Annotated in this window: 23 protein-coding genes; 9 read left to right on the forward strand and 14 right to left on the reverse strand. The window is 61.3% G+C overall.

Translation table 11 applies throughout. The features are described 5' to 3' along the window. Nucleotides 1–29 precede the first annotated feature (29 nt). The 3 genes from BM317_RS03140 to BM317_RS03150 form a co-directional block, all read right to left on the reverse strand. Nucleotides 30–251 carry an FmdB family zinc ribbon protein gene (locus tag BM317_RS03140; RefSeq protein ID WP_003178589.1) on the reverse strand — a complete coding sequence of 74 codons (222 nt, stop codon included), beginning with the start codon at nt 249–251 and terminating at the stop codon, nt 30–32. Between the two features lie 224 nt (nt 252–475). Further along, nucleotides 476–817: a ribbon-helix-helix domain-containing protein gene (locus BM317_RS03145; protein ID WP_092473048.1), complete on the reverse strand. Its 342-nt coding sequence runs from the start codon at nt 815–817 to the stop codon at nt 476–478. A 219-nt stretch (nt 818–1,036) separates the two neighbouring features. After that, nucleotides 1,037–1,507 carry a Dps family protein gene (locus BM317_RS03150; RefSeq protein ID WP_060740897.1) on the reverse strand — a complete coding sequence of 157 codons (471 nt, stop codon included), beginning with the start codon at nt 1,505–1,507 and terminating at the stop codon, nt 1,037–1,039. A gap of 396 nt (nt 1,508–1,903) precedes the next feature. On the opposite strand from BM317_RS03150, the gene BM317_RS31340 reads away from it, so the two are divergent. Continuing rightward, nucleotides 1,904–2,509: a cold-shock protein gene (locus BM317_RS31340; RefSeq protein WP_003205048.1), complete on the forward strand. Its 606-nt coding sequence runs from the start codon at nt 1,904–1,906 to the stop codon at nt 2,507–2,509. Nucleotides 2,510–2,586: 77 nt separating this feature from the next. Here BM317_RS31340 and BM317_RS03160 read toward each other — a convergent pair whose 3' ends face one another. Together BM317_RS03160 and BM317_RS03165 are read right to left on the reverse strand one after the other, a co-directional pair. Continuing rightward, the gene (locus BM317_RS03160; protein ID WP_060740896.1) at nt 2,587–2,793 is read right to left on the reverse strand and encodes a SlyX family protein; all 207 of its coding nucleotides are present in this window, start codon (nt 2,791–2,793) and stop codon (nt 2,587–2,589) included. Between the two features lie 3 nt (nt 2,794–2,796). Beyond that, a complete protein-coding gene (locus BM317_RS03165; RefSeq protein ID WP_092473050.1) occupies nt 2,797–3,222 on the reverse strand; it encodes an HIT domain-containing protein in 426 nt (141 codons plus the stop codon). Between the two features lie 885 nt (nt 3,223–4,107). On the opposite strand from BM317_RS03165, the gene BM317_RS03170 reads away from it, so the two are divergent. Next, nucleotides 4,108–5,382 carry an OprD family porin gene (locus BM317_RS03170; RefSeq protein WP_092473052.1) on the forward strand — a complete coding sequence of 425 codons (1,275 nt, stop codon included), beginning with the start codon at nt 4,108–4,110 and terminating at the stop codon, nt 5,380–5,382. A gap of 147 nt (nt 5,383–5,529) precedes the next feature. On the opposite strand, the gene BM317_RS03175 is transcribed toward BM317_RS03170, so the two are convergent. Both BM317_RS03175 and BM317_RS03180 read right to left on the reverse strand, forming a co-directional pair. Beyond that, entirely contained in the window at nt 5,530–6,372 is an 843-nt protein-coding gene (locus tag BM317_RS03175) for a mechanosensitive ion channel family protein (protein WP_092473054.1), read from the reverse strand. 195 nt (nt 6,373–6,567) lie between these two features. Further along, nucleotides 6,568–7,053, reverse strand: coding sequence for a YajQ family cyclic di-GMP-binding protein (locus tag BM317_RS03180; protein ID WP_092166399.1), 486 nt, complete (start codon nt 7,051–7,053; stop codon nt 6,568–6,570). A 142-nt stretch (nt 7,054–7,195) separates the two neighbouring features. Here BM317_RS03180 and BM317_RS03185 point away from each other — a divergent pair, with 142 nt between their 5' ends. From BM317_RS03185 to BM317_RS03195, 3 genes are read left to right on the forward strand one after another with little or no spacing between them, the layout of a single operon-like run. Then, nucleotides 7,196–8,113 (forward strand): putative 2-dehydropantoate 2-reductase, encoded by a 918-nt coding sequence (locus BM317_RS03185; RefSeq protein WP_092473056.1) that lies wholly within the window; start codon nt 7,196–7,198, stop codon nt 8,111–8,113. Nucleotides 8,114–8,159: 46 nt separating this feature from the next. After that, nucleotides 8,160–10,196 carry a sensor histidine kinase gene (locus BM317_RS03190; RefSeq protein ID WP_092166397.1) on the forward strand — a complete coding sequence of 679 codons (2,037 nt, stop codon included), beginning with the start codon at nt 8,160–8,162 and terminating at the stop codon, nt 10,194–10,196. A gap of 2 nt (nt 10,197–10,198) precedes the next feature. Next, nucleotides 10,199–10,780, forward strand: coding sequence for a cob(I)yrinic acid a,c-diamide adenosyltransferase (locus BM317_RS03195; protein ID WP_092166396.1), 582 nt, complete (start codon nt 10,199–10,201; stop codon nt 10,778–10,780). Between the two features lie 149 nt (nt 10,781–10,929). Here BM317_RS03195 and BM317_RS03200 read toward each other — a convergent pair whose 3' ends face one another. The 4 genes from BM317_RS03200 to secA form a co-directional block, all read right to left on the reverse strand. Beyond that, the gene (locus BM317_RS03200; RefSeq protein WP_092473058.1) at nt 10,930–11,874 is read right to left on the reverse strand and encodes a Nudix family hydrolase; all 945 of its coding nucleotides are present in this window, start codon (nt 11,872–11,874) and stop codon (nt 10,930–10,932) included. Beyond that, complete coding sequence (locus tag BM317_RS03205) at nt 11,871–12,503, reverse strand: glutathione S-transferase family protein (protein WP_092473060.1); 633 nt, start codon at nt 12,501–12,503, stop codon at nt 11,871–11,873. Before BM317_RS03205 ends, BM317_RS03200 begins: the two co-directional genes overlap by 4 nt. 166 nt (nt 12,504–12,669) lie before the next feature. Then, nucleotides 12,670–13,887: a bifunctional glutamate N-acetyltransferase/amino-acid acetyltransferase ArgJ gene (gene argJ, locus BM317_RS03210; RefSeq protein ID WP_092473062.1), complete on the reverse strand. Its 1,218-nt coding sequence runs from the start codon at nt 13,885–13,887 to the stop codon at nt 12,670–12,672. Nucleotides 13,888–14,009: 122 nt separating this feature from the next. Then, nucleotides 14,010–16,745 carry a preprotein translocase subunit SecA gene (secA, locus tag BM317_RS03215; protein ID WP_092166392.1) on the reverse strand — a complete coding sequence of 912 codons (2,736 nt, stop codon included), beginning with the start codon at nt 16,743–16,745 and terminating at the stop codon, nt 14,010–14,012. Between the two features lie 307 nt (nt 16,746–17,052). Here secA and BM317_RS03220 point away from each other — a divergent pair, with 307 nt between their 5' ends. Continuing rightward, nucleotides 17,053–17,508 carry a DUF721 domain-containing protein gene (locus BM317_RS03220; protein WP_003205074.1) on the forward strand — a complete coding sequence of 152 codons (456 nt, stop codon included), beginning with the start codon at nt 17,053–17,055 and terminating at the stop codon, nt 17,506–17,508. Between the two features lie 137 nt (nt 17,509–17,645). Here the strand turns inward: BM317_RS03220 and BM317_RS03225 are convergent, their stop codons facing one another. Then, entirely contained in the window at nt 17,646–19,136 is a 1,491-nt protein-coding gene (locus BM317_RS03225) for a helicase HerA-like domain-containing protein (RefSeq protein WP_092473064.1), read from the reverse strand. 330 nt (nt 19,137–19,466) lie between these two features. Here BM317_RS03225 and BM317_RS03230 point away from each other — a divergent pair, with 330 nt between their 5' ends. The 3 genes from BM317_RS03230 to BM317_RS03240 are packed head-to-tail and all read left to right on the forward strand — an operon-like array spanning nt 19,467 to nt 22,334. Beyond that, complete coding sequence (locus BM317_RS03230; RefSeq protein WP_092473066.1) at nt 19,467–20,558, forward strand: N-acetylglucosaminyl phosphatidylglycerol synthase; 1,092 nt, start codon at nt 19,467–19,469, stop codon at nt 20,556–20,558. Nucleotides 20,559–20,574: 16 nt separating this feature from the next. Further along, a complete protein-coding gene (locus tag BM317_RS03235) occupies nt 20,575–21,342 on the forward strand; it encodes an N-acetylglucosaminyl phosphatidylglycerol deacetylase (protein WP_092473068.1) in 768 nt (255 codons plus the stop codon). Then, nucleotides 21,339–22,334 carry a glucosaminyl phosphatidylglycerol flippase gene (locus BM317_RS03240; protein WP_092166386.1) on the forward strand — a complete coding sequence of 332 codons (996 nt, stop codon included), beginning with the start codon at nt 21,339–21,341 and terminating at the stop codon, nt 22,332–22,334. The genes BM317_RS03235 and BM317_RS03240 overlap by 4 nt, the downstream gene beginning before the upstream one ends. Nucleotides 22,335–22,338: 4 nt before the next feature. Here BM317_RS03240 and BM317_RS30680 read toward each other — a convergent pair whose 3' ends face one another. Both BM317_RS30680 and purU read right to left on the reverse strand, forming a co-directional pair. Next, on the reverse strand, nt 22,339–22,512 hold the full coding sequence (locus tag BM317_RS30680) for a hypothetical protein (RefSeq protein WP_170842278.1): 174 nt from the start codon (nt 22,510–22,512) through the stop codon (nt 22,339–22,341). Nucleotides 22,513–22,700: 188 nt separating this feature from the next. Further along, complete coding sequence (purU, locus tag BM317_RS03245; protein WP_060740880.1) at nt 22,701–23,549, reverse strand: formyltetrahydrofolate deformylase; 849 nt, start codon at nt 23,547–23,549, stop codon at nt 22,701–22,703. Nucleotides 23,550–23,570 lie beyond the last annotated feature (21 nt).

A 23,570-nucleotide genomic window follows, 5' to 3' on the forward strand; every position in this document is an offset into this window, starting at 1 on the left:
GCCCGTGCAAGAACTCGCGCGTATTCAACTCAATCAGCTTTGTCGCCACCGGCCAGGTTTTTCTTGGCGCCGGTCTTGAAGTCGGTTTCATACCAGCCCGTGCCGCCGAGGCGGAAACCAGGCATGGAAAGCATCTTTTTCAGTTCCGGCGCCTGGCAGGCAGGGCAGTCGACCAGCGGTGCCGCGCTGATCTTTTGAATGGCTTCCATCTGATGACCACAGGAAGCACATTGATAGTCGTACATCGGCATGGGGTTGTCTCGGCGATCAGGTTACACGCGCAAAGGCGGGGCTTTGCGGCAAAGAGCGGGATTATATCCATTAAATGCGGCCTGTGCAGCCGTAAGACCGCACAGTCATTGCCGAGTGAACACCATGTAGGAGCTGACGAGTGCAACGAGGCTGCGATCTTGCCCCAGACACTTGAGTCCCAAGCGCAAGATCAAGATCAAAAGATCCCAGCCTCCGGCAGCGCCTACGCCGCACCATGATCCATCCCGGTTTCCTTCAAACTGTGCACCACGCAGACCACGCGCACCAGCCCGCTGAAATTGCGCACCCCGCCATGGCGCAAGTGCACTTCCCTGTCCACATGGGACAGCAACGTGCTGATGGAGCAGCGGTTGAGCTCGGCCATGTCACCGAGGATATCCCAGTAGACCTGTTCCAGCCGCAGACAGGTGGCGAACCCGTTCAGGCGAATGGATCGGGCCAAGGGCCGGGCCAGTTGCATATCGAACCCCTGGATGAACGGGTCGACGCTGATGGGCTGAAAACGCCCCAGCCGCCCTTCCCCGGGTTCTTTTCCTTGAATCATACCGTTGACACTCCTTTGCCATACGAGCCTCTGGGTTGGAACAACCCATCTGTGGCTCTATGGAAGCTCAACGGCATCGCCAGTTCCAGACGACTTTATGACCATGGACGTAGGACAAGCCAACAGCAGGCCGGCGACGAATTACGCCGTCCTACACCCAGCGCGCAGGCGATATCGCCGTCGTGGCGAGGGAGCTTGCTCCCTCGCCACGACGCCCTACTAGTTTTCCAACAGCGCCCGCAGCATCCACGCGGTCTTTTCGTGAACCTGCATGCGCTGGGTCAGCAGGTCGGCCGTGGGCTCGTCGCTGACCTTGTCCAATAAAGGAAAGATGCCACGGGCCGTACGCGTCACCGCTTCCTGGCCCTCGACCAGTTGCCGGATCATGTCTTCGGCAGCAGGCACACCTTCCTCTTCCTTGATAGAGGACAGCCGTGCATACACCGAGTAGGCACCCGGGGCCGGGAAGCCAAGGGCGCGGATTCGCTCGGCAATCAGGTCCACCGCCAGGGCCAGCTCGTTGTATTGCTCCTCGAACATCAGGTGCAGGGTCCGAAACATCGGCCCTGTGACGTTCCAGTGGAAATTGTGGGTCTTGAGATACAACACGTAGGTATCCGACAGCAGGCGCGAAAGCCCGTCGACGATGGACTTGCGGTCTTCTTCACTGATACCGATATCAATTGCCATGGGGGTTGATCTCCTTAGGGTGATGAATTCGACAACGACCCTAACCACTCTAGTGGTTCTGGCCGCCTACGGCCTGCGACAGATTGCCAGCCCTGCAGAACCGACAAGCCAGGACGACCGACGGTTCCGACACCTGGAAAATTCAACGCCGCTTGCCTGGTGCATTCAAGCAGCCGCGGGGCTTTTCTGGCCGACGAACAGCGCGGTGCGCGCCCGTAACGGGTTTGAGAAGGCCCGAGCTTTGCTGTTAAATAGGCAGTGTGTCGCTACGCCTATTTTCCCGGGCGTAACGCATAGGCTGATTCGGGTACGTGTCCAACGCCTCTCATTGTTTCGAAGCGAACCGTGCCCGACCCGCTCTTCCTTGTGATCTGTCTTAACCGTGAGCCAATCAAAATGTTGAAAATCGTCCACTTGCTAATGGGCGCAGCTGCCCTGCTGCTGTCCTTCATCCCTAGCCTGGGTTCCGAAGCCACACCTTACCTGCAACACCCCGATGCACTGTACCTGGCCTTTTTCGGCCTGCTCAACCTGACCCTTGCCCCCGTCATCCCTTACTGGAACAAGGGTCCACGTCACCAACTGCAAAACCTTGTCAGCGCCCTGCTGGTGCTGGCCGTTGCCCTGCAAACCCTGGCCCTGCTGGCACCCATGCCGGAAATCGGCGGTCAACCGGCCATTCTGTTCAGCCTGGGCGCGGCACTGCTCGCCGTGGCACTGCACCTGGCCGTCAGCTTCTACAAGAAGTCGTCGCCGGCCGCCGCTGCGCAGAACTACGACATGTCCAACCGCGATACCGGCACGGTGAAGTGGTTCAACACGTCCAAAGGGTTCGGCTTCATTTCCCGCGACTCCGGCGATGACATTTTCGTGCATTTCCGGGCCATTCGTGGCGAAGGTCATCGCGTCCTGGTGGAAGGCCAGCGCGTGGAATTCTCCGTGATGAACCGCGACAAGGGCCTGCAGGCCGAAGACGTGATCGCCGCGCTGCCGCGCCGCTGATCCAAGCGTAAAAAAACCGCGATGCAGCCTGGCTGCTCGCGGTTTTTTATTGCCCGTCAAACGGCAATCGGGCCCTATCAGTAGTGAGGGGGCGGCGCCTCTTCTTCGAACGATTCGAATTGACCTGCCATTTCTTCCTGGCGCTTGAGCAACGCCGCCATCTGCAGCTGCAGGCGCTCGACCACCCGCTGCTGCGCTACCAGCACATCATTCAATGCCTGGATGGTGTCATCCTGAAACGCCAGGCGGCTTTCCAGATCGGTTACGCGCTCTTCAAGGTTCATGGTTCAGCCCTCCAGAAACTTGAAATCATCGGCCAGGGCCACTCGCAACCGTTCGCGAATGGCCAAGACCTGCTCTGCATTATAAGGCTGGGCCGGGTGCTTGCCCCAGACCGGCGCAGGCCAGGCGGCATCATCACGTTTGCGCACGATGACATGCATATGCAATTGACTGACGACGTTACCTAAGGTTGCAACGTTCATCTTGTCGGCATCGAACGAATCCTTGAGGTTTTCGGCAAGTGCCGTGGTTTCTTTCCACAGCTGTAATTGATCCGCGTCATCCAACTGAAACAATTCGCTGATATCTTCCCGCCGCGGCACGAGGATGAACCACGGGTAATGGGCGTCGTTGGACAAGAGCAAACGGCACAACGGGAAATCGCCGATGGGCAATGTGTCTTGTTGCAGTCGTGGATCTAAGGCAAACACCGCGCGTACTCCTCGTTATCGATTTTGCCCGGCTCAGCGACCCGCGGGCCTGCATCGGGCACAGATGCGCAGCATACCCGCGAACGCCGGATCGATCACGGCGTACCGTCCTGCTGTCCGTTCCTTCGAATGTTTTTTTTCAACACCGGAGTATCAACCTGTGCAAGCTGACGCACCAACACAGCGCAGCGGCACGGCACAGTCCCGAGAGATCCGTGCCAGGGCCCAGGCAAAGCCTCGACGCTGTAAGATTTTCGTACAACCTGAAATTTTTTTGCACCAAAACAGCACAGTACGTCTACGCTCAGTGCACAAAGCATCCGTGATTTACTCACTGGGTAGGGTGAACCGGTAACGTTTTTGGTTGTCTCGCCGATTTTATCGACACCAAACACGGGAGCTCACACGAGTCAACCCTATTTAAAACAAGGCCTTTGGAGCCCGGTTTCATGAGGTTTCACCGCGTCAACCGGTGAAATGTGAAAAAAATGTAAACGAAATTAGGGTTTGAGCATGCTTGTTGCATTCATACCCGCACTGTCCAAAGGGCTCGCCGGAAGCGGGGACCTGCCGACATACAAATTAAAGTGGCAAGGCTGCCCACAGGAGCTTCAAGCGCGGTAATGACGGACTCTTTACACCGATGCCGGAAAGAAAAAACAACATCAAAGTTGTGAATACGGTTGCGTCGGAACAGCTGAAATGCGACATGGATCGAGCCATTGGCGACATGGTCGTAAAGAAGCTGAAAGGTTGAATGGGCAAGTATCGCCAAAGAATGTCGACGTGATATAAGTTTGCGCCGACACAAAAAGAAAGAGCCGCCCAGATAAAAAAACAGGTGGGACGGCAGTACTCTTCTAAAAACCAAAGGAGCAAATCACGATGCGCGTGATGAAGTGGAGCATGATCGCACTGGCTGTATCGGCCAGTACCTCGCAGTTCGCAATGGCCTCTTCCCAGGAAGAATCCAAGGGCTTTTTTGAAGATCAGAGCCTGACCGTTAAAAATCGTATGCTGTACATGAACCGTGATTTCAAACACGGTGAATCCAACGACCAGAGCACCCCTAACAAAGCTCGTGAAAAAGGCTACCGCGAAGAAACCGGTCTGGGTGTACAGGCGGTTTACGAGTCGGGCTTCACCCAAGGCACCATCGGTTTTGGCCTGGACGCGCTGGCCAATGGCATGGTCAAGCTGGACAGCGGTGCCGGTCGTACCGGTAACGGCATGTTCGGCAAGGATAGCGAAGGCCATCCCGAAGACACTCAATCCAACGTTGGCGGCGCGGTCAAATTCCGCTTCTCTGACACTGTTCTGAAGTACGGCAACCAGTACGTTGCCAGCCCTGTGTTCTCCACTGATGACAGCCGTCTGCTGCCAGAAGTCGCCACCGGTACTTTGATCACCAGCAAGGAAATCAAAGGCCTGGAATTGAGCGCTGGTCGCTTCACTTCCATGCGTGCGCAGAACCACATGGGTCGCGACAGCCTGGGCTTGAAGTCTGCTGACATTGCCGGTGCAACCTACCAGTTCAATGACAACTTTGTAGCTGGTGTAGCCGCTTCCGACATTGAAGACTACTACAAGAAGAAGTACGTCAACCTGAACTACACCCTGCCGATCAACGAAGATCAGTCCCTGAACTTCGACTTCAACGGCTACGATAGCAAAAGTCAGGGTCAGGAGCTGGACGGTGACGTTGACAACCGTATCTGGTCCCTCGCGGCAGCCTATAGCGTCGGCGCTCACAAGTTCACCTTGGCCCACCAACGTTCCTCGGGTGATAGCGGCTATCGGTACGGCGTAGACGGCGGCGGTACTATCTTCCTCGCCAACTCCATCCAATACTCCGACTTCAACGGTGAGGACGAGCGCTCCTGGCAAGCTCGCTACGACCTGAACATGAAGACCTACGGCGTTCCCGGCCTGAGCTTCATGACGCGTTACGTCAAAGGCGACAACATCACCACCGCTTCCGGTGAGGAAGGTAAAGAACACGAGTTCGACTTCGAGACCAAGTACGTTCTGCAAAGCGGTCCAGCGAAGGACATGTCTTTCCGGATTCGTAGTGCAATCGCTCGTTCGAACAATGCCTACGATGGCGGTAACGTCAACGACTTCCGCTTCATCGTCGAATACCCACTGAGCATCTTGTAATTCAGTGCTAGTTCGATAGCTACACCCGCAACAAACAAAAACCGCTCACCTGTTTCCAGGTGAGCGGTTTTTTTGTGCGTGCAATTAACTTAAATAGCAAGCTAGCTAAATATAACCTGACACCAGCGCCAAGTTATATTCAAACCCTTATTGCGCCGCCCCTTCCTGAACCACTCGAATCACTCGCTGGGGAAACGGAATATCAATACCCGCTTCTTTCAAACGATCCCGGGCCTGTTCATTGAACATGAACATCACGCTCCAGTAATCCGCCGTCTTGACCCAAACCCGCAACGACACCGTGATCGAACTGTCGCCCAAGGTGGAAATCACCGCTTCCGGCGCCGGCTCGGCCAATACGCGCTCATCCTTGGCCAAATCCAGTAACACCTGCTGGGCCTTTTTCAGGTCGGCCTGATAATCCACGCCCACGTCGAACACGACCTTACGGGTCGGCTGGCGATTGGTGTTGGTGATGATGCCGTTCGACAGGTTGCCGTTGGGCACGATGACGGTCTTGTTGTCACCGGTACGAATCACCGTGTGGAAGATCTGGATGCTGTCGACCGTACCGGCCACGCCCTGGGCTTCGATCCAGTCGCCGATGCGGAATGGACGGAACAACAGGATCAGCACGCCGCCTGCGAAGTTCGCCAGGCTGCCCTGCAACGCCAGGCCGATGGCCAGGCCTGCCGCACCGATGGCGGCGACGAATGAGGTGGTTTCCACCCCGATCATCGACGCGACGCTGACGACCAGCAGTATTTTCAGGATGATGTTCGCCAGGGTACTGATGAACCCTTGCAGCGCCAGGTCGGCATTACGCAGGGCCAGCAGCGCACCCAGTTTCTGCGTCACTTTGTTGATCAACCACCAGCCGATGGCCAGGGTGATGACCGCCAGCAGCACACGGCTGCCGTACTCCATGATCATGGGGATCCAGGTCTGGGAAGCCTTGACCAGGTTGTCCACTTCAGCATTCAAGTCCATCTCTCTCTCCTTTGTTCCTGTTACCGCGAAAGACCAATCGAAACACATTGTGGCGAGGGGATTTATCCCCGCTGGGCTGCGGAGCAGCCCTAAAGCCTGCGCCGTGGTGTATCAGGTCGACATGATCAGCTTTTGGGGGCTGCTTCGCAGCCCAGCGGGGATAAATCCCCTCGCCACATGCAGACAACCAGGGGATCAGTCGCGGAAGTTAGTGAATTGCAGGGGCATGCCGAATTCTTTGCCGCGCAGTGCCGCAATGGCTTCCTGCAGGTCGTCACGCTTCTTGCCGGTGACCCGCACCTGCTCGCCCTGGATGGCGGCTTGCACCTTGAGCTTGGCGTCCTTGATATGAGCGACGATTTTCTTCGCCAGCTCCTTGTCGATGCCTTCCTTGAGCACGGCTTCCTGCTTCATCAGCTTGCCCGAGGCATAGGCGTCCTTGACCTCGAGGCACTGCACATCGATCTTGCGCTTGACCAGCGCCAGCTTGAGGATCTCGATCATCGCCTCGAGCTGGAACTCGGCCTCGGCGGTCAGGTTCACGGTCAGGTCTTTTTCCTTGAACTCGAAACTGCCCTTGCCCTTGAGGTCATAACGACGGTCGAGTTCCTTGACGGCGTTTTCAACCGCGTTGGTGACTTCGTGTTTGTCCAGTTCGGATACCACGTCGAATGACGGCATGTAGTGTTCTCCAAATAAAAAGGCGCGCCAGTATCAACGGCGCGCGCTTGGCTTGTGGTTAAAATCGGGCTCATTATAACGGCTCTTTTCCTGCCGACACTGCGAGCCCTCAGATGCCTGCGCCAATCCGAGTAAAAAACTGATGTCGACCACCTGGCATGTCCTCGGGGCCGGCAGTCTCGGCACGTTGTGGGCCACGCGCCTGGCGCGGGCCGGGTTACCGGTGCGGCTGGTGTTGCGCAACGAAGCGCGCTTGCAGGCCTACCGCAGCGTCGCAGGCCTGACACTGGTGGAACAAGGCCAGGCGCAATGCTACCCGGTGCCGGGCGAAACGGCGGACAGCCCGGAGCCGATCAGGCGCCTGCTGCTGGCTTGCAAGGCCTACGACGCGGAAGCGGCGGTGACCTCGGTGGCCCACCGCCTGGACGCAGAATCGGAACTGATCCTGTTGCAGAACGGCCTCGGCAGCCAGGACGCAGTGGCCAATTGTGTGCCCCAGGCTCGTTGCATCAGCGCCTCCAGTACCGAAGGCGCGTTCCGCGACGGTGACTGGCGCGTGATATTCGCCGGCCATGGCTACACCTGGTTGGGCGACCCGGCTCACCCGGTGGCGCCGTTCTGGCTGGACGACCTGGCCGCCGCCGGCATCCCCCACGATTGGAGCGCCGACATCCTCACCCGCCTCTGGCGCAAGCTGGCACTCAACTGTGCAATCAATCCACTGACCGTGCTGCATCACTGCAAGAACGGCGGCCTGCTGGAACACCACTGCGAAGTGGCGACCTTGTGCGCGGAGCTCACGGATGTGCTCGAACGGTGCGGCCAGCCCGCGGCGGCCGAGGATTTGCAGCCGGAAGTCGAACGGGTGATCCAGGCCACGGCCGCCAATTACTCCTCGATGTACCAGGATGTGGCCAATCGGCGTCGTACCGAAATCAGCTATTTGCTCGGTTACGCCTGCAAGGTTGCCCAGCGCCATGGGCTGAGCGTGCCGCACCTGGAACAACTGCGCCAGCGACTGATTGTCCACTTGGACAACCTCGGATTGCCCAGCGACTGAGCAGCGGCTACGCTGGCCCTCGTGTTCCTTCTTAGCGACGAGTCTGATGCCCTTGCGCCAGCGCCTTGAAAACCTCCCGGTCGGCCAGAAACTGCTGGCCGCTCTGTTGGTGTTGTTGACCACTGTCCTGCTGGTGGCCAACCTGACCTTTATCAGTGCCGCCTACTACATCTCCCAGGAAAGCATGGCGCCCCAGGCCCTGCAGACCATTGGCCGACTGATCGCCAACCCGAGCCTGATCTCTGACGCCCTGCAATCGCCACAAAGTGCCCAGCGCCTGCTCGACGAGCTCAACAGCTACGCACCGCTGCGGGCGGCGGCGTTGTACGACGGCCAGGGCGATCGCCTGGCACAGCTGCAACAGGGCGAAAAGCTCAAGCTGCCGGACCATTTCCGCAACATACAGGCCTGGCAAGCGGGCGAGTTCCGCAGCAACCAGGTCATTACCCTGCCCCGCCCCGGCACGACGCCTGGCCATCTGTTGCTGGTGGCCAGCAGCGAATTGCCGACCGCGTTCTACACCGGCACCCTGACCGCCAGCCTCGGCATCCTGATTTTCAGCGTGTTGCTGTGGCTGATCATTGCCCAACAGATCAAACGCCTGATCACCCAGCCGATTCATCAACTCGAAGAGCTGTCGCGCCAGGTCACCCGGGAGGAGAACTATGCCCTGCGCGCCGCACGGGGCAACCACGATGAGATCGGCAGCCTGGCCGAGGCATTCAATACCATGCTCTCGCGGATCGAAGCCCGGGAGCAACAGCTCAAACGTGCCCGCGACGATTCCCAGGCCGCCTATGACCAGGCCCAGGGCCTGGCGGAAGAAACCCGCCATACCAATCGCAAGCTGGAGCTGGAAGTCCAGGTGCGCAGCAAGATCGAGAAAAAACTCACGGGCTTCCAGAATTACCTCAATAGCATCATCGACTCCATGCCGTCGGCCCTGATCGCCCTCGACGAGCAACTCTACGTCACCCAATGGAACCAGGAAGCCAGCGCCCTCTCCGGCACACGACTGGACGAGGCCCTGAACCAACCGATCTTCCTCGCCTTCGAACCGCTCAAGCCGTACCTGCCCCAGCTCAAGCAGACCGTGGAGCAACATACGGTGGCCAAGATCGAACGCGTCACCTGGACCAAGGACGACGAGGCCCGGCATTACGCCCTGACGTTCTATCCACTGATGGGCGGCGCCGGGCGGGGCGTGGTGATCCGCATCGACGACATCACCCAGCGCCTGTCGCTGGAGGAAATGATGGTGCAATCGGAAAAAATGCTCTCGGTCGGCGGTCTTGCGGCGGGCATGGCCCATGAGATCAATAACCCCCTGGGTGCCATCCTGCACAATGTGCAGAACATCCGCCGACGCTTGTCGCCGGAATTGCCGAAGAATCTCGAACAGGCCGAGCAACTGGGCATCGAATTACCGGTGGTCAACCGTTACCTGGAAAGCCGGGAAATCCCGCAATTGCTCGACGGCATCCAGCAGGCCGGCGCGCGGGCAGCGAAAATCGTCACCCACATGCTCAGCTTCAGCCGGCGCAGCACGCGGCAGATGGCGCCCTGCGACCTGCCGGCGCTGATCGACCAGGCAGTGGAAATCGCCGGTAATGACTTCGACCTGGCGATCGGCTTCGATTTCAAGGGCCAGGCGATCATCCGTCAGTTCGACCCGAACCTGGGCCCGGTGCCCGGCACGGCCAACGAACTGGAACAAGTGCTGCTCAACCTGCTGAAAAACGCCGCCCAAGCCATCCACCAACGCCAGGACGACAGCGAACCCGGGCGCATCATCCTGCGTACGCGGTTGAATCCGCCGTGGGCGGAAATCCAGGTCGAGGACAATGGCATCGGCATGAGCGAGAACGTGCGCAAGCGCACCTTCGAACCCTTCTTCACCACCAAGGAGATCGGCCAGGGCACAGGCCTTGGGCTGTCGGTCTCGTATTTCATCATTACCAACAACCACAAGGGCCAGATGGAAGTACAGTCGGCGCCAGGCCAAGGCACCTGCTTCACCTTGCGCCTGCCCCTGACGGGCCCCTCGATGGTGGCGCAGGAAAACAAACCACTGGAGCGTTGAGCATGGGCTTTCGCCTGTCGAAGATTTACACCCGCACCGGCGACAAAGGTGAAACCGGGTTGGGCGATGGTCGCCGCGTGGCAAAGGACCACCCACGGGTCGAGGCCATCGGCGAAGTGGACACACTGAACAGCCAGTTGGGCTTGTTGCTGGCCGGGCTCGCCGCCGAAACCGCCCGGTACCCGGCGCTGAAGGAAGTCAGCGATGTGCTGGAGCCTTGTCAGCATCGATTGTTCGACCTGGGCGGTGAGCTGGCGATGCCGGCCTACCAAGCCTTGAACGTGACGGAAATCGAGCGGCTGGAAGCTGCGATCGATGTGTGGAACGAGGAATTGGGGCCACTGGAAAACTTCATCCTGCCCGGTGGCTCGACGCTGATCGCCCAGGCCCACGTCTGCCGCAGCCTGGCCCGCAGTGCCGAGCGGCGTTGTCAGCAATTGAACGCGGTAGAGCCGCTGACGGGGCCGGGGTTGGCCTATATCAATCGGTTGTCGGACTTGCTGTTCGTGGCCGCTCGAGTCATTGCCCGGCGGCAAGGAGTGGCGGAGGTGCTGTGGGAAGCGGCGGCCAAGCCTGGGGGCTGATCAGAGAAAGTAGTGCCTGTGGCGATCATTCCCACGCTCCGCGTGGGAATGCAGCCCGGGACGCTCCGCGTCCCCTCCAGAGCCGAACGCGGAGCGTCCGCTGAGGTATTCCCACGCAGAGCGTGGGAATGATCAGTAACACCCCAGAATCATGCGTCAGGCCAAAACGCCCGAATCCCCGCCACACCCTGGGCCCCGGCCTCCCAGGCTTTTTGCCGGTCACCAGGCCCGACCCCGCCCAACAGATAGACCGGCCGGTTGAAGCCTTCGATCAGGCGTGCCGCTTCTCCCCAGCCCAACGGCTGTGCATCGGGATGGGTCAGGGTCGGCTGCACCGGCGAAAGCGTGACGAAGTCCACGTCCATTCGCTGCGCCAGGGACAGCTCCTCGGCGTTATGGCAGGAAGCCGCCAGCCAGCGATCCTTGCCGAACGGTCGACCGGCCGCGGCATGCTTGCGCAGTTGCGCGGCGGTAATGTGCCAGCCAGCGGAAGGAAAATCCCCCAGCCATTCGAACGGTCCCTTGAGCATCAGTTGGGCCTTGCCGGCACACAAGCCCGCCGCATCCACCGCCAGGTCGCGGTATTGCGGGTCGTAGCCGTTGGGCGCACGTAGCTGGACCAACTTGATCCCGCCGGCAATCGCCTTCTGCATGCCCCGCAGCAAGGCCGGCGTCTCAAGGCCTTCCGGGGTGATCAGGTATTCGCCCGGCAAACGGGCCGCCGCGACGATGGGCTGATTGGCCGCCGGGAACTCATGGTTCGTCAGGTCGCGGGCCGTCACCCAGGCCAACGGCTGCCCTTCGGCGCCATGGGGCTCGCCGGTGAACGCCGAGACTTCCCAGACATCCAGCAACACCTGCTTGTCCGGGTAATCGTGACGCACCTTGATCAACGGCCGGGCGGCGTCGACGACAATGCCCAGCTCTTCGTGAAGTTCACGGGCCAGGGCGGTTTCGACGGACTCATCAGCCTCGACCTTGCCGCCAGGAAATTCCCACAGGCCGCCCTGGTGCTGGGTGTCGGCCCGTCGGGCGATCAGGATTTTGCCGGCGGCATCGCGGATGACCGCTGCCGCCACATGGACTCGTTTCACCGCGCAGTGTCCTCCAGGCCAGCCTGTTGCCACGCCTTGAACGCTGGCCATTGATATAGGGTTTCGACGTAGGCCTCATCGACCTCGGACAGTTTCACCTGATAAGTGCGCAAGCGCACGGCAACAGGGGCAAAAACCGCGTCGGCCAGGCTGACGCGGCCGAACAGGTAGGGACCGGCCTCGGTCGCCGCGGCACGGCATTCGGCCCACAGCGCCAGCATCCGCTCGATTTCCACCTGGACATCAGCCGGCATGGGCGACAGCGGTGCATCGCGCAGCAGGTCAAACGGCATGTGGCTGCGGATGGCGAAAAACCCGCTGTGCATTTGCGCACAGGCCGAGCGTGCCTGGGCCCGGGCGGCCACATCCTTGGGCCAGAGACCGGCCTGCGGGAACTGTTCGGCCAGGTATTCGGCAATCGCCAGGGAATCAGCGATCACGCCGAATTCGGTCTTGAGCAACGGGACCTTGGCCGTGGCCGAATACTTGAGCAGCTTTTCGCGGGTGTCGGGCTGGTCGAGCCTGACCAACTCTTCGGTGTACTTCGCGCCGGTGAGCGCCAGGGCCAGCGCGCCGCGCAGGGACCAGGAAGAAATGCGCTGGTCGCCGATGATCAGGTGCAGGCTCATATCCGGATTCCTTTCTTATGGTCAATTAGAGACATTTGCGATGTCTGTCAGGCTGCCTTCGCGAGCAAGCCCGCTCCCACAGGGGATTTGCGGGGTGACATAGCAAGTGTTCACACCACAAATCCCCTGTGGGAGCGGGCTTGCTCGCGAATGGGGACGACTCGGTTTAAGTCCGATACTCAGCGTTGATCTTGACGTACTCGTGGGACAGGTCGGTGGTCCAGATGGTTTCGCTGCAGTCACCCCGTCCCAGCTCGATACGGATGGTGATTTCTTCCTGCTGCATCACCGCCGCGCCCTGGGCTTCGGTGTAGGTTGCAGCACGGGCACCCTGGCTGGCGATGCAGACTTCGCCGAGGAACACGTCGATCTTGCTCACGTCCAGCTCAGGCACGCCGGCCCGGCCCACGGCGGCGAGGATGCGGCCCCAGTTCGGGTCGGAGGCGAACAGTGCGGTCTTGATCAGCGGCGAGTGCGCCACGGTGTAGCCGACATCCAGGCATTCCTGGTGATTGCCACCGCCGTTGACCTGCACGGTGACGAACTTGGTCGCGCCTTCGCCGTCCCGGACGATGGCCTGGGCCACTTCCATGCACACTTCGAATACCGCCTGCTTCAGGGCAGCGAACAGCGGGCCGCTGGCCTCGGTGATCTGCGGCAGGTTGGCCTGGCCGGTGGCGATCAGCATGCAGCAGTCGTTGGTGGAGGTGTCGCCGTCGATGGTGATGCGGTTGAACGACTTGTTGGCGCCATCGAGCATCAGGTCTTGCAGCACCTGGCGCGAAACCTTGGCGTCGGTGGCGATGTAGCCGAGCATGGTCGCCATATTCGGCCGGATCATGCCAGCGCCTTTGCTGATGCCAGTGACGGTGATGGTCACGCCGTCATGCTGGAACTGGCGGCTCGCGCCCTTGGGCAGGGTGTCGGTGGTCATGATGCCGGTGGCGGCGGCGGCCCAGTTGTTTTCCGACAGGTCGTCGAGGGCGGCTTGCAGTGCGCCTTCGATCTTCTCGACCGGCAGCGGTTCGCCGATCACGCCGGTGGAATAGGGCAGCACCTGGCTGGCGTCGACGCCAGTCAACTCCGCCAGCTTGGCGCAGGTGCGCTCGGCGGCGGCCAGACCTGGCGCGCCGGTGCCGGCGTTGGCGTTACCGGTGTTGGTCAGCAGGTAACGCACCGCCCCTTGCACGCGCTGCTTGGCCAGGATGACCGGCGCGGCGCAAAAGGCATTGAGGGTGAACACGCCCGCCACCGTCGAGCCTTCAGCGCAGCGCATCACCACGACATCCTTGCGCCCGGGGCGCTTGATGCCCGCCGAAGCGATACCGAGTTCAAAACCGGCAACCGGGTGCAACGTTGGCAACGGACCAAGACCAACAGCCATGAATGCGCTCCTAAATTAGATGTATATCGACGCCGTCCTCATTGGGACGGCGAATCAAAATGGCAAAACGCCGCGACGGATGGAATCCGGTCGCGGCGCGGGTGGTCAGCGTTGAGACGGGTTTATTGGATCTGCCCGTGGCAATGCTTGTATTTCTTGCCCGAACCGCAATAGCACAGTTCGTTGCGGCCCAGCTTCTGCTCGTTGCGCACCGGTGCGGTCGCCAGGGCGACATCCACATCGACGCCCTCTTCGGCGACCACTTCCAGGCCAGGGGCTTCGGCGTGTTCGAACTGCATGCGCGCAGCCAGGGCTTCGGCCTCCTGACGCAGGCGAGCCTCTTCCTCGGCTGGGTCTTCGCGGCGAACCTGTACGTGTGACAACACGCGGATCGAGTCGCGCTTGATCGAATCGAGCAACTCGGAGAACAGCGTGTAGGACTCGCGCTTGTACTCCTGCTTCGGATTCTTCTGGGCGTAACCACGCAAATGGATACCGTGGCGCAGGTGGTCCATGGTCGACAGGTGGTCTTTCCACAAATCGTCCAGTACCCGCAGCACAATCTGCTTCTCGAAGGAGCGCAGTGCCTCGGCGCCGGCCTGGTCTTCCTTCTCGTTGTAGGCAGCGATCAGTTCGGCCAGCAGTTTTTCGCGCAGGGTTTCTTCGTACAGGTGATCGTCTTCGTCGAGCCATTGCTGGATCGGCAATGCCACGCCGAAATCGCTCTGCAAGGCGGCTTCCAGGCCGGCGACGTCCCACTGCTCCGGCAGCGACTGCGGCGGGATGTGGGCGCTGACGGTGGCGTTGAGCACGTCCTGGCGGAAATCGGCGATGGTTTCGCCAATGTTGTCGGCGGCCAACAAACTGTTACGCATGTGATAGATCACTTTACGCTGTTCGTTGTTGACGTCGTCGAACTCGAGCAATTGCTTGCGGATATCGAAGTTGCGGCCTTCGACCTTGCGCTGGGCCTTCTCGATGGCGTTGGTCACCATGCGGTGCTCGATCGCCTCGCCGGGCTGCATGCCCAGGGCCTTCATGAAGTTCTTCACCCGGTCAGAGGCGAAGATGCGCATCAGGCTGTCTTCCAGGGACAGGTAGAAACGGCTGGAGCCGGCGTCGCCCTGGCGACCGGCACGGCCACGCAACTGGTTGTCGATACGACGGGATTCGTGACGCTCGGAGGCGATCACCTGCAAACCGCCGGACTCCAGCACCTGCTGGTGACGCTTCTGCCAGTCGGCCTTGATCTGCGCGATCTGCTCGGGGGTCGGGCTTTCCAGGCTGGCGACTTCCACTTCCCAGTTGCCGCCCAGCAGGATGTCGGTACCACGACCGGCCATGTTGGTGGCGATGGTCAGCGCACCCGGGCGACCGGCCTGGGCGATGATCTCGGCTTCCTTCTCGTGGAACTTGGCGTTGAGGACCTTGTGCTCGATGCCTTCCTTGTTGAGCAAGGCGGACATGTGCTCGGAGGTCTCGATGGTGGCGGTACCGACCAGGATCGGACGGCCCTGGGCCATGCCGTCCTTGATGTCGTTGATGATCGCCGCGTACTTCTCTTCGGCGGTCAGGAACACCAGGTCGTTGTAGTCCTTGCGGGCCAGTGGCTTGTTCGGCGGGATCACCACCACTTGCAGGCCATAGATCTGGTGGAATTCGAACGCCTCGGTGTCGGCGGTACCGGTCATGCCGGACAGCTTGTTGTACAGGCGGAAGTAGTTCTGGAAGGTGGTCGAGGCCAGGGTCTGGCTCTCGGCCTGGATGTTCAGGCCTTCCTTGGCTTCGATGGCCTGGTGCAGGCCCTCGGACAGGCGACGACCCGGCATGGTACGGCCAGTGTGTTCGTCCACCAGCACGACCTGGCCGTCCTGGACGATGTACTCGACGTTGCGATGGAACAGCTTGTGGGCACGCAAGCCGGCATAGACGTGGGTCAGCAGGCCCAGGTTATGGGCCGAGTACAGGCTCTCGCCTTCGGCCAGCAAGCCGACGCGGGTGAGCATTTCCTCGATGAACTGGTGACCGGCTTCGTTGAGTTCGACCTGGCGGGTCTTCTCGTCGATGGTGTAGTGCCCGGGCTGGGTCACTTCGCCTTCGACTTCCTCGACGTGCAATTTGAGCTGCGGGATCAACTTGTTGATCTCGATGTACAGCTTGGAGCTGTCCTCGGCCTGACCGGAAATGATCAGCGGGGTACGGGCTTCGTCGATGAGGATGGAGTCGACTTCGTCGATCACGGCAAAGTTGAGTTCACGCTGGAATTTTTCTTCCATGCTGAACGCCATGTTGTCGCGCAGGTAGTCGAACCCGAATTCGTTGTTGGTGCCGTAGGTGATATCGGCGGCATAGGCGGCGCGCTTCTCTTCCGGCGGCTGGAACGGCGTGACGACGCCGACGGTCAGGCCGAGGAATTCGTAGAGCGGGCGCATCCAGTTGGCGTCGCGGCGGGCCAGGTAGTCGTTGACCGTCACCACGTGCACGCCCTTGCCGGACAGTGCGTTGAGGTAAACGCCCAGGGTCGCCACGAGGGTCTTGCCCTCACCGGTACGCATTTCGGCGATCTTGCCTTCGTGCAAGGTCATGCCGCCGATCAACTGAACGTCGAAGTGGCGCATGCCCATGATCCGCTTGCCGGCTTCACGGGCGACCGCAAAGGCTTCGGGCAGGAGCTGGTCAAGGGTTTCCCCCTTGGCGATGCGGTCCTTGAATTCGGCAGTCTTGGCGCGTAACTGATCGTCCGAAAGGGCCACCATTTGCTCTTCGAAGGCATTGACAGTCTGTACCGTCTTGAGCATGCGCTTGACTTCACGCTCGTTCTTGCTTCCAAAAAGTTTCTTTAACAAAGGCGCAAACATATCGGCAGGATCTTCCACACTAAAGGGATGGAGGGCGGCCCCATGAGTCGCCCGTGCAGCCCTCATGGCCGCATGCGAACGAGCATTCTACCCGGAAACGATGGAGAGGAAAGTGGCGTTATTCCACGATGCTGGCACAGCGCTGTGACGGGGCCACCCTAAAATAAGGGCTTTTGCGCGAACTTCAACCCACAAAGCGCAGAAGTTACTCACTGATTGTGTGGCCAAAAGCCGCTGGGCGAGAGGGTCGAGGCGGGTCCGGCGCTTTCTGCTACCATGGCGCCTCTGTCACTTGCGGTATTCATTCATGGCCTTCCGCCCTCTTCCAGCCAAAGCGCCCGCCGTTCTGCTGCGCGAAGCCAAGCCGCTGAAAGCCATCTTCGGCCACGCCAAACGCCTGGGCCACTTGCAGCGCCTGCTGGACAGCCAGTTGCAACCGGCCGCGCGCGAGCATTGCCACGTGGCGTCCTGGCGCGAAGGCAGCCTGCTGTTGATCGTCACCGACGGCCACTGGGCCACGCGCCTGCGCTACCAGCAAAAACGCCTGCTGCGCCAACTCCAGGCGTTCGAAGAATTCGCCAACCTGACGCGGATCCTGTTCAAGGTGCAGCCACCCACCGTCCAGGTCGGCGCCAAGGGCCATACGCTGGATCTGTCCACCGACGCCGCGGCAACCATCCAGGCCACCGCCGACGGCATCACCGATCCCAACCTGCGGGCGGCGCTGGAGCGGTTGGCGGCGCATGCGCGGCCCAAGGATTGAGATTTTCGGCGCCGGCTAGATAGCAATCGCGAGCAAGCTCGCTCCCACAGTGGAACTGCAGCGGCCACCTATTTCGCGTACGACACCAATCCCTTGTGGGAGCGAGCTTGCTCGCGAAGGGGGCAACTCGGTCTCGACTAACGGCGCCGCTTGCTGCCCCCCAGCAACGACCCCATCAACCCGCGCACCAGTTGCCGGCCCAATTGATTGGCCGCCTGGCGCATCGCCGATTTAAGCGCCTGGCCGGCTGCCGTGCCGAGGAACTCGCCGGCCTTTTCGGTGAAGCTGGGTTCTTCGGCCGCTGGTTTGCCCGGAACCGCTTCGGCCTGGGGTTCCAGCCCCTTGCGTCCCATCAGCACTTCGTAGGCTGATTCGCGATCAATGGGCTTGTCGTAGCGCCCTTGCAGCGACGAACGGGCGATCAACCCGGCGCGCTCGGCCTCGCTCAGCGGCCCGATGCGTGATTGCGGGGGCGCCACCAGCACGCGCTGGACCATTTCCGGCGTGCCTTTTTCCTGCAAGGTGCCCACCAGGGCTTCACCGATGCCCAGCTCGGTCAGCACCGCCAGGGCATCGAATTGCGGGTTGGGCCGGAAACCGTCGGCCACCGCCCGCAGGGATTTCTGTTCCTTGGCCGTGAAGGCCCGCAAACCGTGCTGGATGCGCAACCCTAACTGGGCGAGCACATCGTCCGGCAAATCGCCCGGCGACTGGGTCACGAAATACACCCCCACGCCCTTGGAACGGATCAGGCGCACCACTTGCTCCAGGCGCTCCTGCAAAGCCTTGGGCGTACCGGCAAAGAGCAAGTGCGCCTCATCGAAGAACAGCGCCAGCAGCGGCTTGTCCGCATCGCCGCGCTCGGGCAACTGTTCGAACAGCTCGGCCAGCAGCCACAGCAGGAACGTCGCGTAGACCTTCGGCGCTTCGTGGACCAGGCGGCTGGCGTCGAGCAAGTGGATGCGACCACGGCCATCGCTGGCCGGTTGCAGGATGTCTTCGAGCTGCAACGCCGGCTCGCCGAACAACGCGTCCGCGCCCTGCTGCTCCAAAGTGGACAGGCGCCGCAGCAGCGCCTGACTGGAGCCGGTGGTCATCAGCGCCGCGTCATCCCCCAGCAGCTCGGGGTTGTCCTTGAGATGATTGAGCAGCGCCTTCAGGTCCTTGAGGTCCAGCAACAACAGGCCTTCACGGTCGGCCACCTTGAACGCGGCGTAGAGCGCCGCCTGCTGGCTGTCCGTGAGTTCCAGCAGGCTGCCGATCAACAACGGCCCCATCTCACTCAGGGTAGTGCGCAGTGGATGCCCGGACTGGCCGTGGATATCCCACAAGGTCACCGGATAAGCCTGGGGCTTGTGGTCGAGCCAGGGCATGCCGGCGATGCGCTCGGCGATCTTGCCCTGGGGGTTGCCGGCAGCACCCAGGCCGCACAGGTCACCCTTGATATCCGCCGCGAACACCGCCACGCCGGCATCGCTGAACATTTCGGCCAGGCGCTGCAAAGTGACCGTCTTGCCGGTCCCGGTGGCGCCCGCCACCAGGCCATGACGGTTCGCCAGGCGCATGGCCTGGGCGATGGGCTGGCCGCTGAGGTCGGCGCCGATAACGAGTTGCGATGAGTCAGGCATGTGGTCACCCGTGGTGTTTGCGATATGACGCCATTTTGCACGCTTATATAAAAGCATGCCTGGCGCATCAAGGCCCTGGCAGCAGGAATAATAGCTGCGAACCTGGGCAGGCCCTATCGCGAGCAAGCTCGCTCCCACAGAGATTTGGGGCGGGGCACAGATCCCATGTGGGAGCGAGCTTGCTCGCGATGAGGCCCTGTCAAACCCCGCAATACTCCACTGGCAGCGCACCCGCCCCACAACCCCAACCGAACATCTATTCTTCATAAAGGTCAACACAGGAGAACACAGACCGGAGGGACGTTCATCGTGCATATAGCGGACATAACCATGTTCTACGCCCCCGCCAGCGGAGGCGTGCGCACTTATCTGGATGCCAAGCACCGGCGCCTGGGCGATCGGCCCGGTATTCGCCACAGCCTGTTGATCCCCGGCGCGCATTTGAGCGAGCACGACGGAATCTACAAGGTGCCAGCCCCTGCGCTGCCGTTCGGCAAGGGCTATCGCTTCCCCCTTCGCCTGGCGCCCTGGCGCAATGTCCTGCGCGATCTGCAACCGGATCTGATCGAGGTCGGCGATCCGTACCTCACCGCCTGGGCCGCATTGGATGCCCGCCGTCAGCTCGACGTGCCCGTCATCGGCTTCTATCACTCCGACCTGCCGCTGTTGGTGAGCAACCGCATGGGCAACTGGTTCACCCCCAATATCGAAGCCTATGTCAGCAAGTTGTACGGCAATTTCGACCGGGTCCTCGCACCGAGCCAGGTCATGGCCGACAAGCTGATCGGGCTGGGGGTCAAGAACGTCTATGTACAACCCTTGGGCGTTGACCTGCAAACCTTCACCCCCGCCGCCCGCGACCCGGGATTGCGGGCCGAGCTGGGTATCGCCGAAGACACGCGCCTGCTGATTTTCGCCGGTCGCGGCTCCAAGGAAAAAAACCTGCCGGTGCTGCTCAAGTGCATGAAACGCCTGGGCGAGCGCTATCACCTGTTGTTGGTGGGCTCGTCGATGCCCGCCGTGGTGCCGGACAACGTCACGGTGGTCGACGAATTCTGCCCGGCGCCGCAAGTCGCCCGGCTCATGGCCAGCGCCGATGCCCTGGTGCACGCCGGCGACCAGGAGACCTTCGGCCTGGTAATCCTCGAAGCCATGGCCAGCGGTATTCCCGTGGTGGCGGTGGCGGCCGGGGCTTTCACCGAAATCGTCCACGAGGACTGCGGCCTGCTGTGCACACCCAACAATCCGCAGGCCATGGCCAATGCCGTGCGGCAACTGTTCAGCGAAGGCTGCCAACGCCGTGGCCTGCTGGCGCGCCGGCATGTGGAGCGTCATTACGCCTGGGACACCGTGGTCAACAGCTTGCTGGGGCACTACTACGCCGTGCTCGGCGAACAAATGCCGTTGCTGGCCAATGGTTGAGGCGAGGACCGTGTCGATGAGTTATTCGCCCAGCGTGCTATTGGTGTTGCACGACGTGGCACCGCAAACCTGGCCCGACTACCAGCCCTTCGTCGAAGCCGTGGATGCCCTCGGCCAAGTGCCGATGACCTGGCTGGTGGTGCCGGACTTTCACCGGGCCAATGCCTTGGAGGCTCACCCCGACTTTCGCCGCCTGCTCGACCGTCGGGTCGAGCGCGGCGACGAGTTGGTGCTGCATGGCTACTACCATTGCGACGATGGCCCTGTCGCCCGCCACCCCAAGGACTGGTTCATGCGCCGGATCTATACCCATGAGGGGGAGTTCTACAACCTGTCCGAAGCCGCCGCCCTCGCCCGCCTGCGCGCCGGGATCGACACCTTCGAGCGCTACCATTGGCCCCTGGACGGTTTCGTCGCCCCGGCCTGGCTGATGAGCGAAGGCACGCGCCAAGCCTTGCGCCAGTTACCGCTGAGCTACACCAGTGACACCCAACACCTCTATCGCCTGCCCGACTTCAGCGCCATCGACGCGCCGGGCCTGGTCTGGAGTGCCCGCAGTGCCTGGCGTCGTGGCCTGTCGAAGGTCATCAGCGACCAGCGTGAACAGCGCTGGCGCCAGGCCCCGGTGATTCGCCTGGGCCTGCACCCGGTGGACATGCGCCACGGGTTTTCCCGGGACTATTGGCTGCGTACCCTCGAACGCCTGCTCAACGATGGTCGCGTGCCGATGACCAAGGTCGACTGGCTGGCAACCCAGGGGCTGCGGACCCGCAGCGCCGCATGAAACGGCTGATCTGGCTGGGCGCCGCCCTGCTCACGGCGCTGTTGGTGCCGCTGCTGGTCGGTGGCGGGGAAATGTGGTCGCGGGTGCAGCGCTTTCCCTTGTCCCTGCTGCTGACCATGCTCGGCATGATCGTGCTGTGCTGGGGCTTGAATTCCGTGCGCCTGCGCCTGCTGCTGGGTGAATACCGTGGGCGCATCGGCGGGTGGAAAAGCATGGGCGTGGTGATGTCCACCGAGTTCGCCATGTGCGCGACGCCCGGTGGCAGTGGCGGCCCTCTGACGCTGATGGCCCTGCTGGCGCGCAACGGTGTGCGCCCGGCCCATGGCAGCGCGGTGTTCGCCATGGATCAACTGAGCGACTTGCTGTTCTTCCTCTGCGCCTTGGTGGGCATTCTGCTCTACGCGCTGTTCCAGAACCTCAGCCAGCGCCTGGAATGGATGCTGGCGTTGAGCGCGATTTCGTTGTTTGGCGGGCTGTTCGGCTGCGTGCTGGTGGCCCGTTATCACCGCCGACTGATTCTGCTGGGCGCTCGTGTGCTGCGGCACTTGCGGGTAAAGACCGCCACCCGCCGACGCTGGGGCCGCAAGATCCTGAACTTCCTGGCGGCCTTCACCGACACCTTGAAATTGCCGCGACAGACGTTGTGCCAGGTCTTCGGCCTGACCTGCCTGCATTGGGCGCTTCGCTACAGCGTGTTGTACCTGGCATTGAAGGGGCTGGGCGCGGACTTGCAGTGGGCCTGGAGTTTCCTGATCCAGATGCTGTCCTTGAGCGCGGGGCAGTTCAGCCTGCTGCCGGGCGGTGCCGGAGCGGCCGAGTTGACTTCGGCGGCGCTGTTGGCCCCCATGGTGGGCAAGTCCACCGCAGCGGCGGCGATCCTGATCTGGCGGGCGGTGACCTACTACTTTTACTTGGTGGCCGGTGGGCCGGTGTTCTTCCTGATGGTCGGGCGGCCGTTGATCAAGAAGCTCATCAGGCTCAGGCAAGCCTGACCGGTCACGGCGTCTGTTCGGGCTCGTCCTGGGGATGCAATTGCTCCCACAGTTGCGCGGCATCGGGAAACTCGGTGCCATCCTCCGGGCTCAACGCGTCGGGGTCATAGCGGCTGAGGCAGCCCTCGCCCAGGGTGGCTGGCGCCTTGGAGGTGGCTTTGTCCAATGGATCGGTCATGGCGCGTGCTCTCGTAAGAAGGTTGCCCGAATCATTGTACCCAGAGATTGCTCCCGCTCGGCTGCGCCTGTAGGAGCTGACGAGCGAAGCGAGGCTGCGATCTTTCCCCTACCGCTTGAGTCTCAAGCGAAAGAGAAAAATCAAAGGATCGCAGCCTTCGGCAGCTCCTACAAGCGCCCCAAACCCAGTCAGAAGACCACGGTCTTGTTGCCGTGCACCAGCACCCGGTCTTCCAGGTGATAACGCAGGCCCCGGGCCAATACCATCTTCTCGACGTCACGGCCGAAACGCACCATGTCTTCGATGCTGTCGCTGTGGCTGACGCGCACCACGTCCTGCTCGATGATCGGACCGGCATCCAGCTCTTCGGTCACGTAGTGACAGGTGGCGCCAATCAGCTTCACCCCACGCATCGACGCCTGGTGGTACGGCTTGGCCCCGACGAACGACGGCAGGAAACTGTGGTGGATGTTGATGACCTTGTGGGCGTACTCGCTGCACAAGGCCGGCGGCAGGATCTGCATGTAGCGAGCCAGCACCACCACCTCGGCGTCGTGCTGCTTGACCAGTCGAGAGACTTCGGCGAACGCCGGATGCTTGTCCTGCGGGTCGACCGGTACGTGGTAGTACGGGATGCCGTGCCATTCCACCATGCTGCGCAAGTCGTCATGGTTGGAAATCACACAGGCGATGTCGCAATCGAGCTCATCGCTGTGCCAGCGGTGCAACAGGTCAGCCAGGCAATGGGACTCGCGACTGGCCATGAGCACCACGCGCTTTTTCTGCGCGGTGTCGGTGATACGCCAGTCCATCGAGAACTCTTCGGCAATGGGGGCGAACGCTTCACGAAAGGCTTCAATGCCGAAAGGCAGCGAGTCGGCACGAATCTCGTGACGCATGAAAAACCAACCGCTTTGATTGTCCGAGTGATGGCTCGCTTCGGTGATCCAGCCGTTATGGGACGCCAGAAAGTTACTGACTTTAGCAACGATGCCGACGCGGTCCGGGCAAGCAATCACCAGACGAAAAGTGCGCATTAGGGGAACTCCAGAACTTCG

Origin of the sequence: Pseudomonas sp. NFACC24-1, assembly GCF_900115235.1 — a bacterium.
Lineage (GTDB): Bacteria > Pseudomonadota > Gammaproteobacteria > Pseudomonadales > Pseudomonadaceae > Aquipseudomonas > Aquipseudomonas fluorescens_AA.

Bases quoted from the DNA above. Each gene is read 5' to 3' on its own strand.
- BM317_RS03140 (WP_003178589.1), bottom strand. From the start codon at position 251: ATGCCGATGTACGACTATCAATGTGCTTCCTGTGGTCATCAGATGGAA.
- BM317_RS03145 (WP_092473048.1), bottom strand. From the start codon at position 817: ATGATTCAAGGAAAAGAACCCGGGGAAGGGCGGCTGGGGCGTTTTCAG.
- BM317_RS03150 (WP_060740897.1), bottom strand. From the start codon at position 1,507: ATGGCAATTGATATCGGTATCAGTGAAGAAGACCGCAAGTCCATCGTC.
- BM317_RS31340 (WP_003205048.1), top strand. From the start codon at position 1,904: ATGTTGAAAATCGTCCACTTGCTAATGGGCGCAGCTGCCCTGCTGCTG.
- BM317_RS03160 (WP_060740896.1), bottom strand. From the start codon at position 2,793: ATGAACCTTGAAGAGCGCGTAACCGATCTGGAAAGCCGCCTGGCGTTT.
- BM317_RS03170 (WP_092473052.1), top strand. From the start codon at position 4,108: ATGCGCGTGATGAAGTGGAGCATGATCGCACTGGCTGTATCGGCCAGT.
- BM317_RS03175 (WP_092473054.1), bottom strand. From the start codon at position 6,372: ATGGACTTGAATGCTGAAGTGGACAACCTGGTCAAGGCTTCCCAGACC.
- BM317_RS03180 (WP_092166399.1), bottom strand. From the start codon at position 7,053: ATGCCGTCATTCGACGTGGTATCCGAACTGGACAAACACGAAGTCACC.
- BM317_RS03185 (WP_092473056.1), top strand. From the start codon at position 7,196: ATGTCGACCACCTGGCATGTCCTCGGGGCCGGCAGTCTCGGCACGTTG.
- BM317_RS03190 (WP_092166397.1), top strand. From the start codon at position 8,160: ATGCCCTTGCGCCAGCGCCTTGAAAACCTCCCGGTCGGCCAGAAACTG.
- BM317_RS03195 (WP_092166396.1), top strand. From the start codon at position 10,199: ATGGGCTTTCGCCTGTCGAAGATTTACACCCGCACCGGCGACAAAGGT.
- BM317_RS03205 (WP_092473060.1), bottom strand. From the start codon at position 12,503: ATGAGCCTGCACCTGATCATCGGCGACCAGCGCATTTCTTCCTGGTCC.
- argJ (WP_092473062.1), bottom strand. From the start codon at position 13,887: ATGGCTGTTGGTCTTGGTCCGTTGCCAACGTTGCACCCGGTTGCCGGT.
- secA (WP_092166392.1), bottom strand. From the start codon at position 16,745: ATGTTTGCGCCTTTGTTAAAGAAACTTTTTGGAAGCAAGAACGAGCGT.
- BM317_RS03220 (WP_003205074.1), top strand. From the start codon at position 17,053: ATGGCCTTCCGCCCTCTTCCAGCCAAAGCGCCCGCCGTTCTGCTGCGC.
- BM317_RS03225 (WP_092473064.1), bottom strand. From the start codon at position 19,136: ATGCCTGACTCATCGCAACTCGTTATCGGCGCCGACCTCAGCGGCCAG.
- BM317_RS03230 (WP_092473066.1), top strand. From the start codon at position 19,467: ATGTTCTACGCCCCCGCCAGCGGAGGCGTGCGCACTTATCTGGATGCC.
- BM317_RS03235 (WP_092473068.1), top strand. From the start codon at position 20,575: ATGAGTTATTCGCCCAGCGTGCTATTGGTGTTGCACGACGTGGCACCG.
- BM317_RS03240 (WP_092166386.1), top strand. From the start codon at position 21,339: ATGAAACGGCTGATCTGGCTGGGCGCCGCCCTGCTCACGGCGCTGTTG.
- BM317_RS30680 (WP_170842278.1), bottom strand. From the start codon at position 22,512: ATGACCGATCCATTGGACAAAGCCACCTCCAAGGCGCCAGCCACCCTG.
- purU (WP_060740880.1), bottom strand. From the start codon at position 23,549: ATGCGCACTTTTCGTCTGGTGATTGCTTGCCCGGACCGCGTCGGCATC.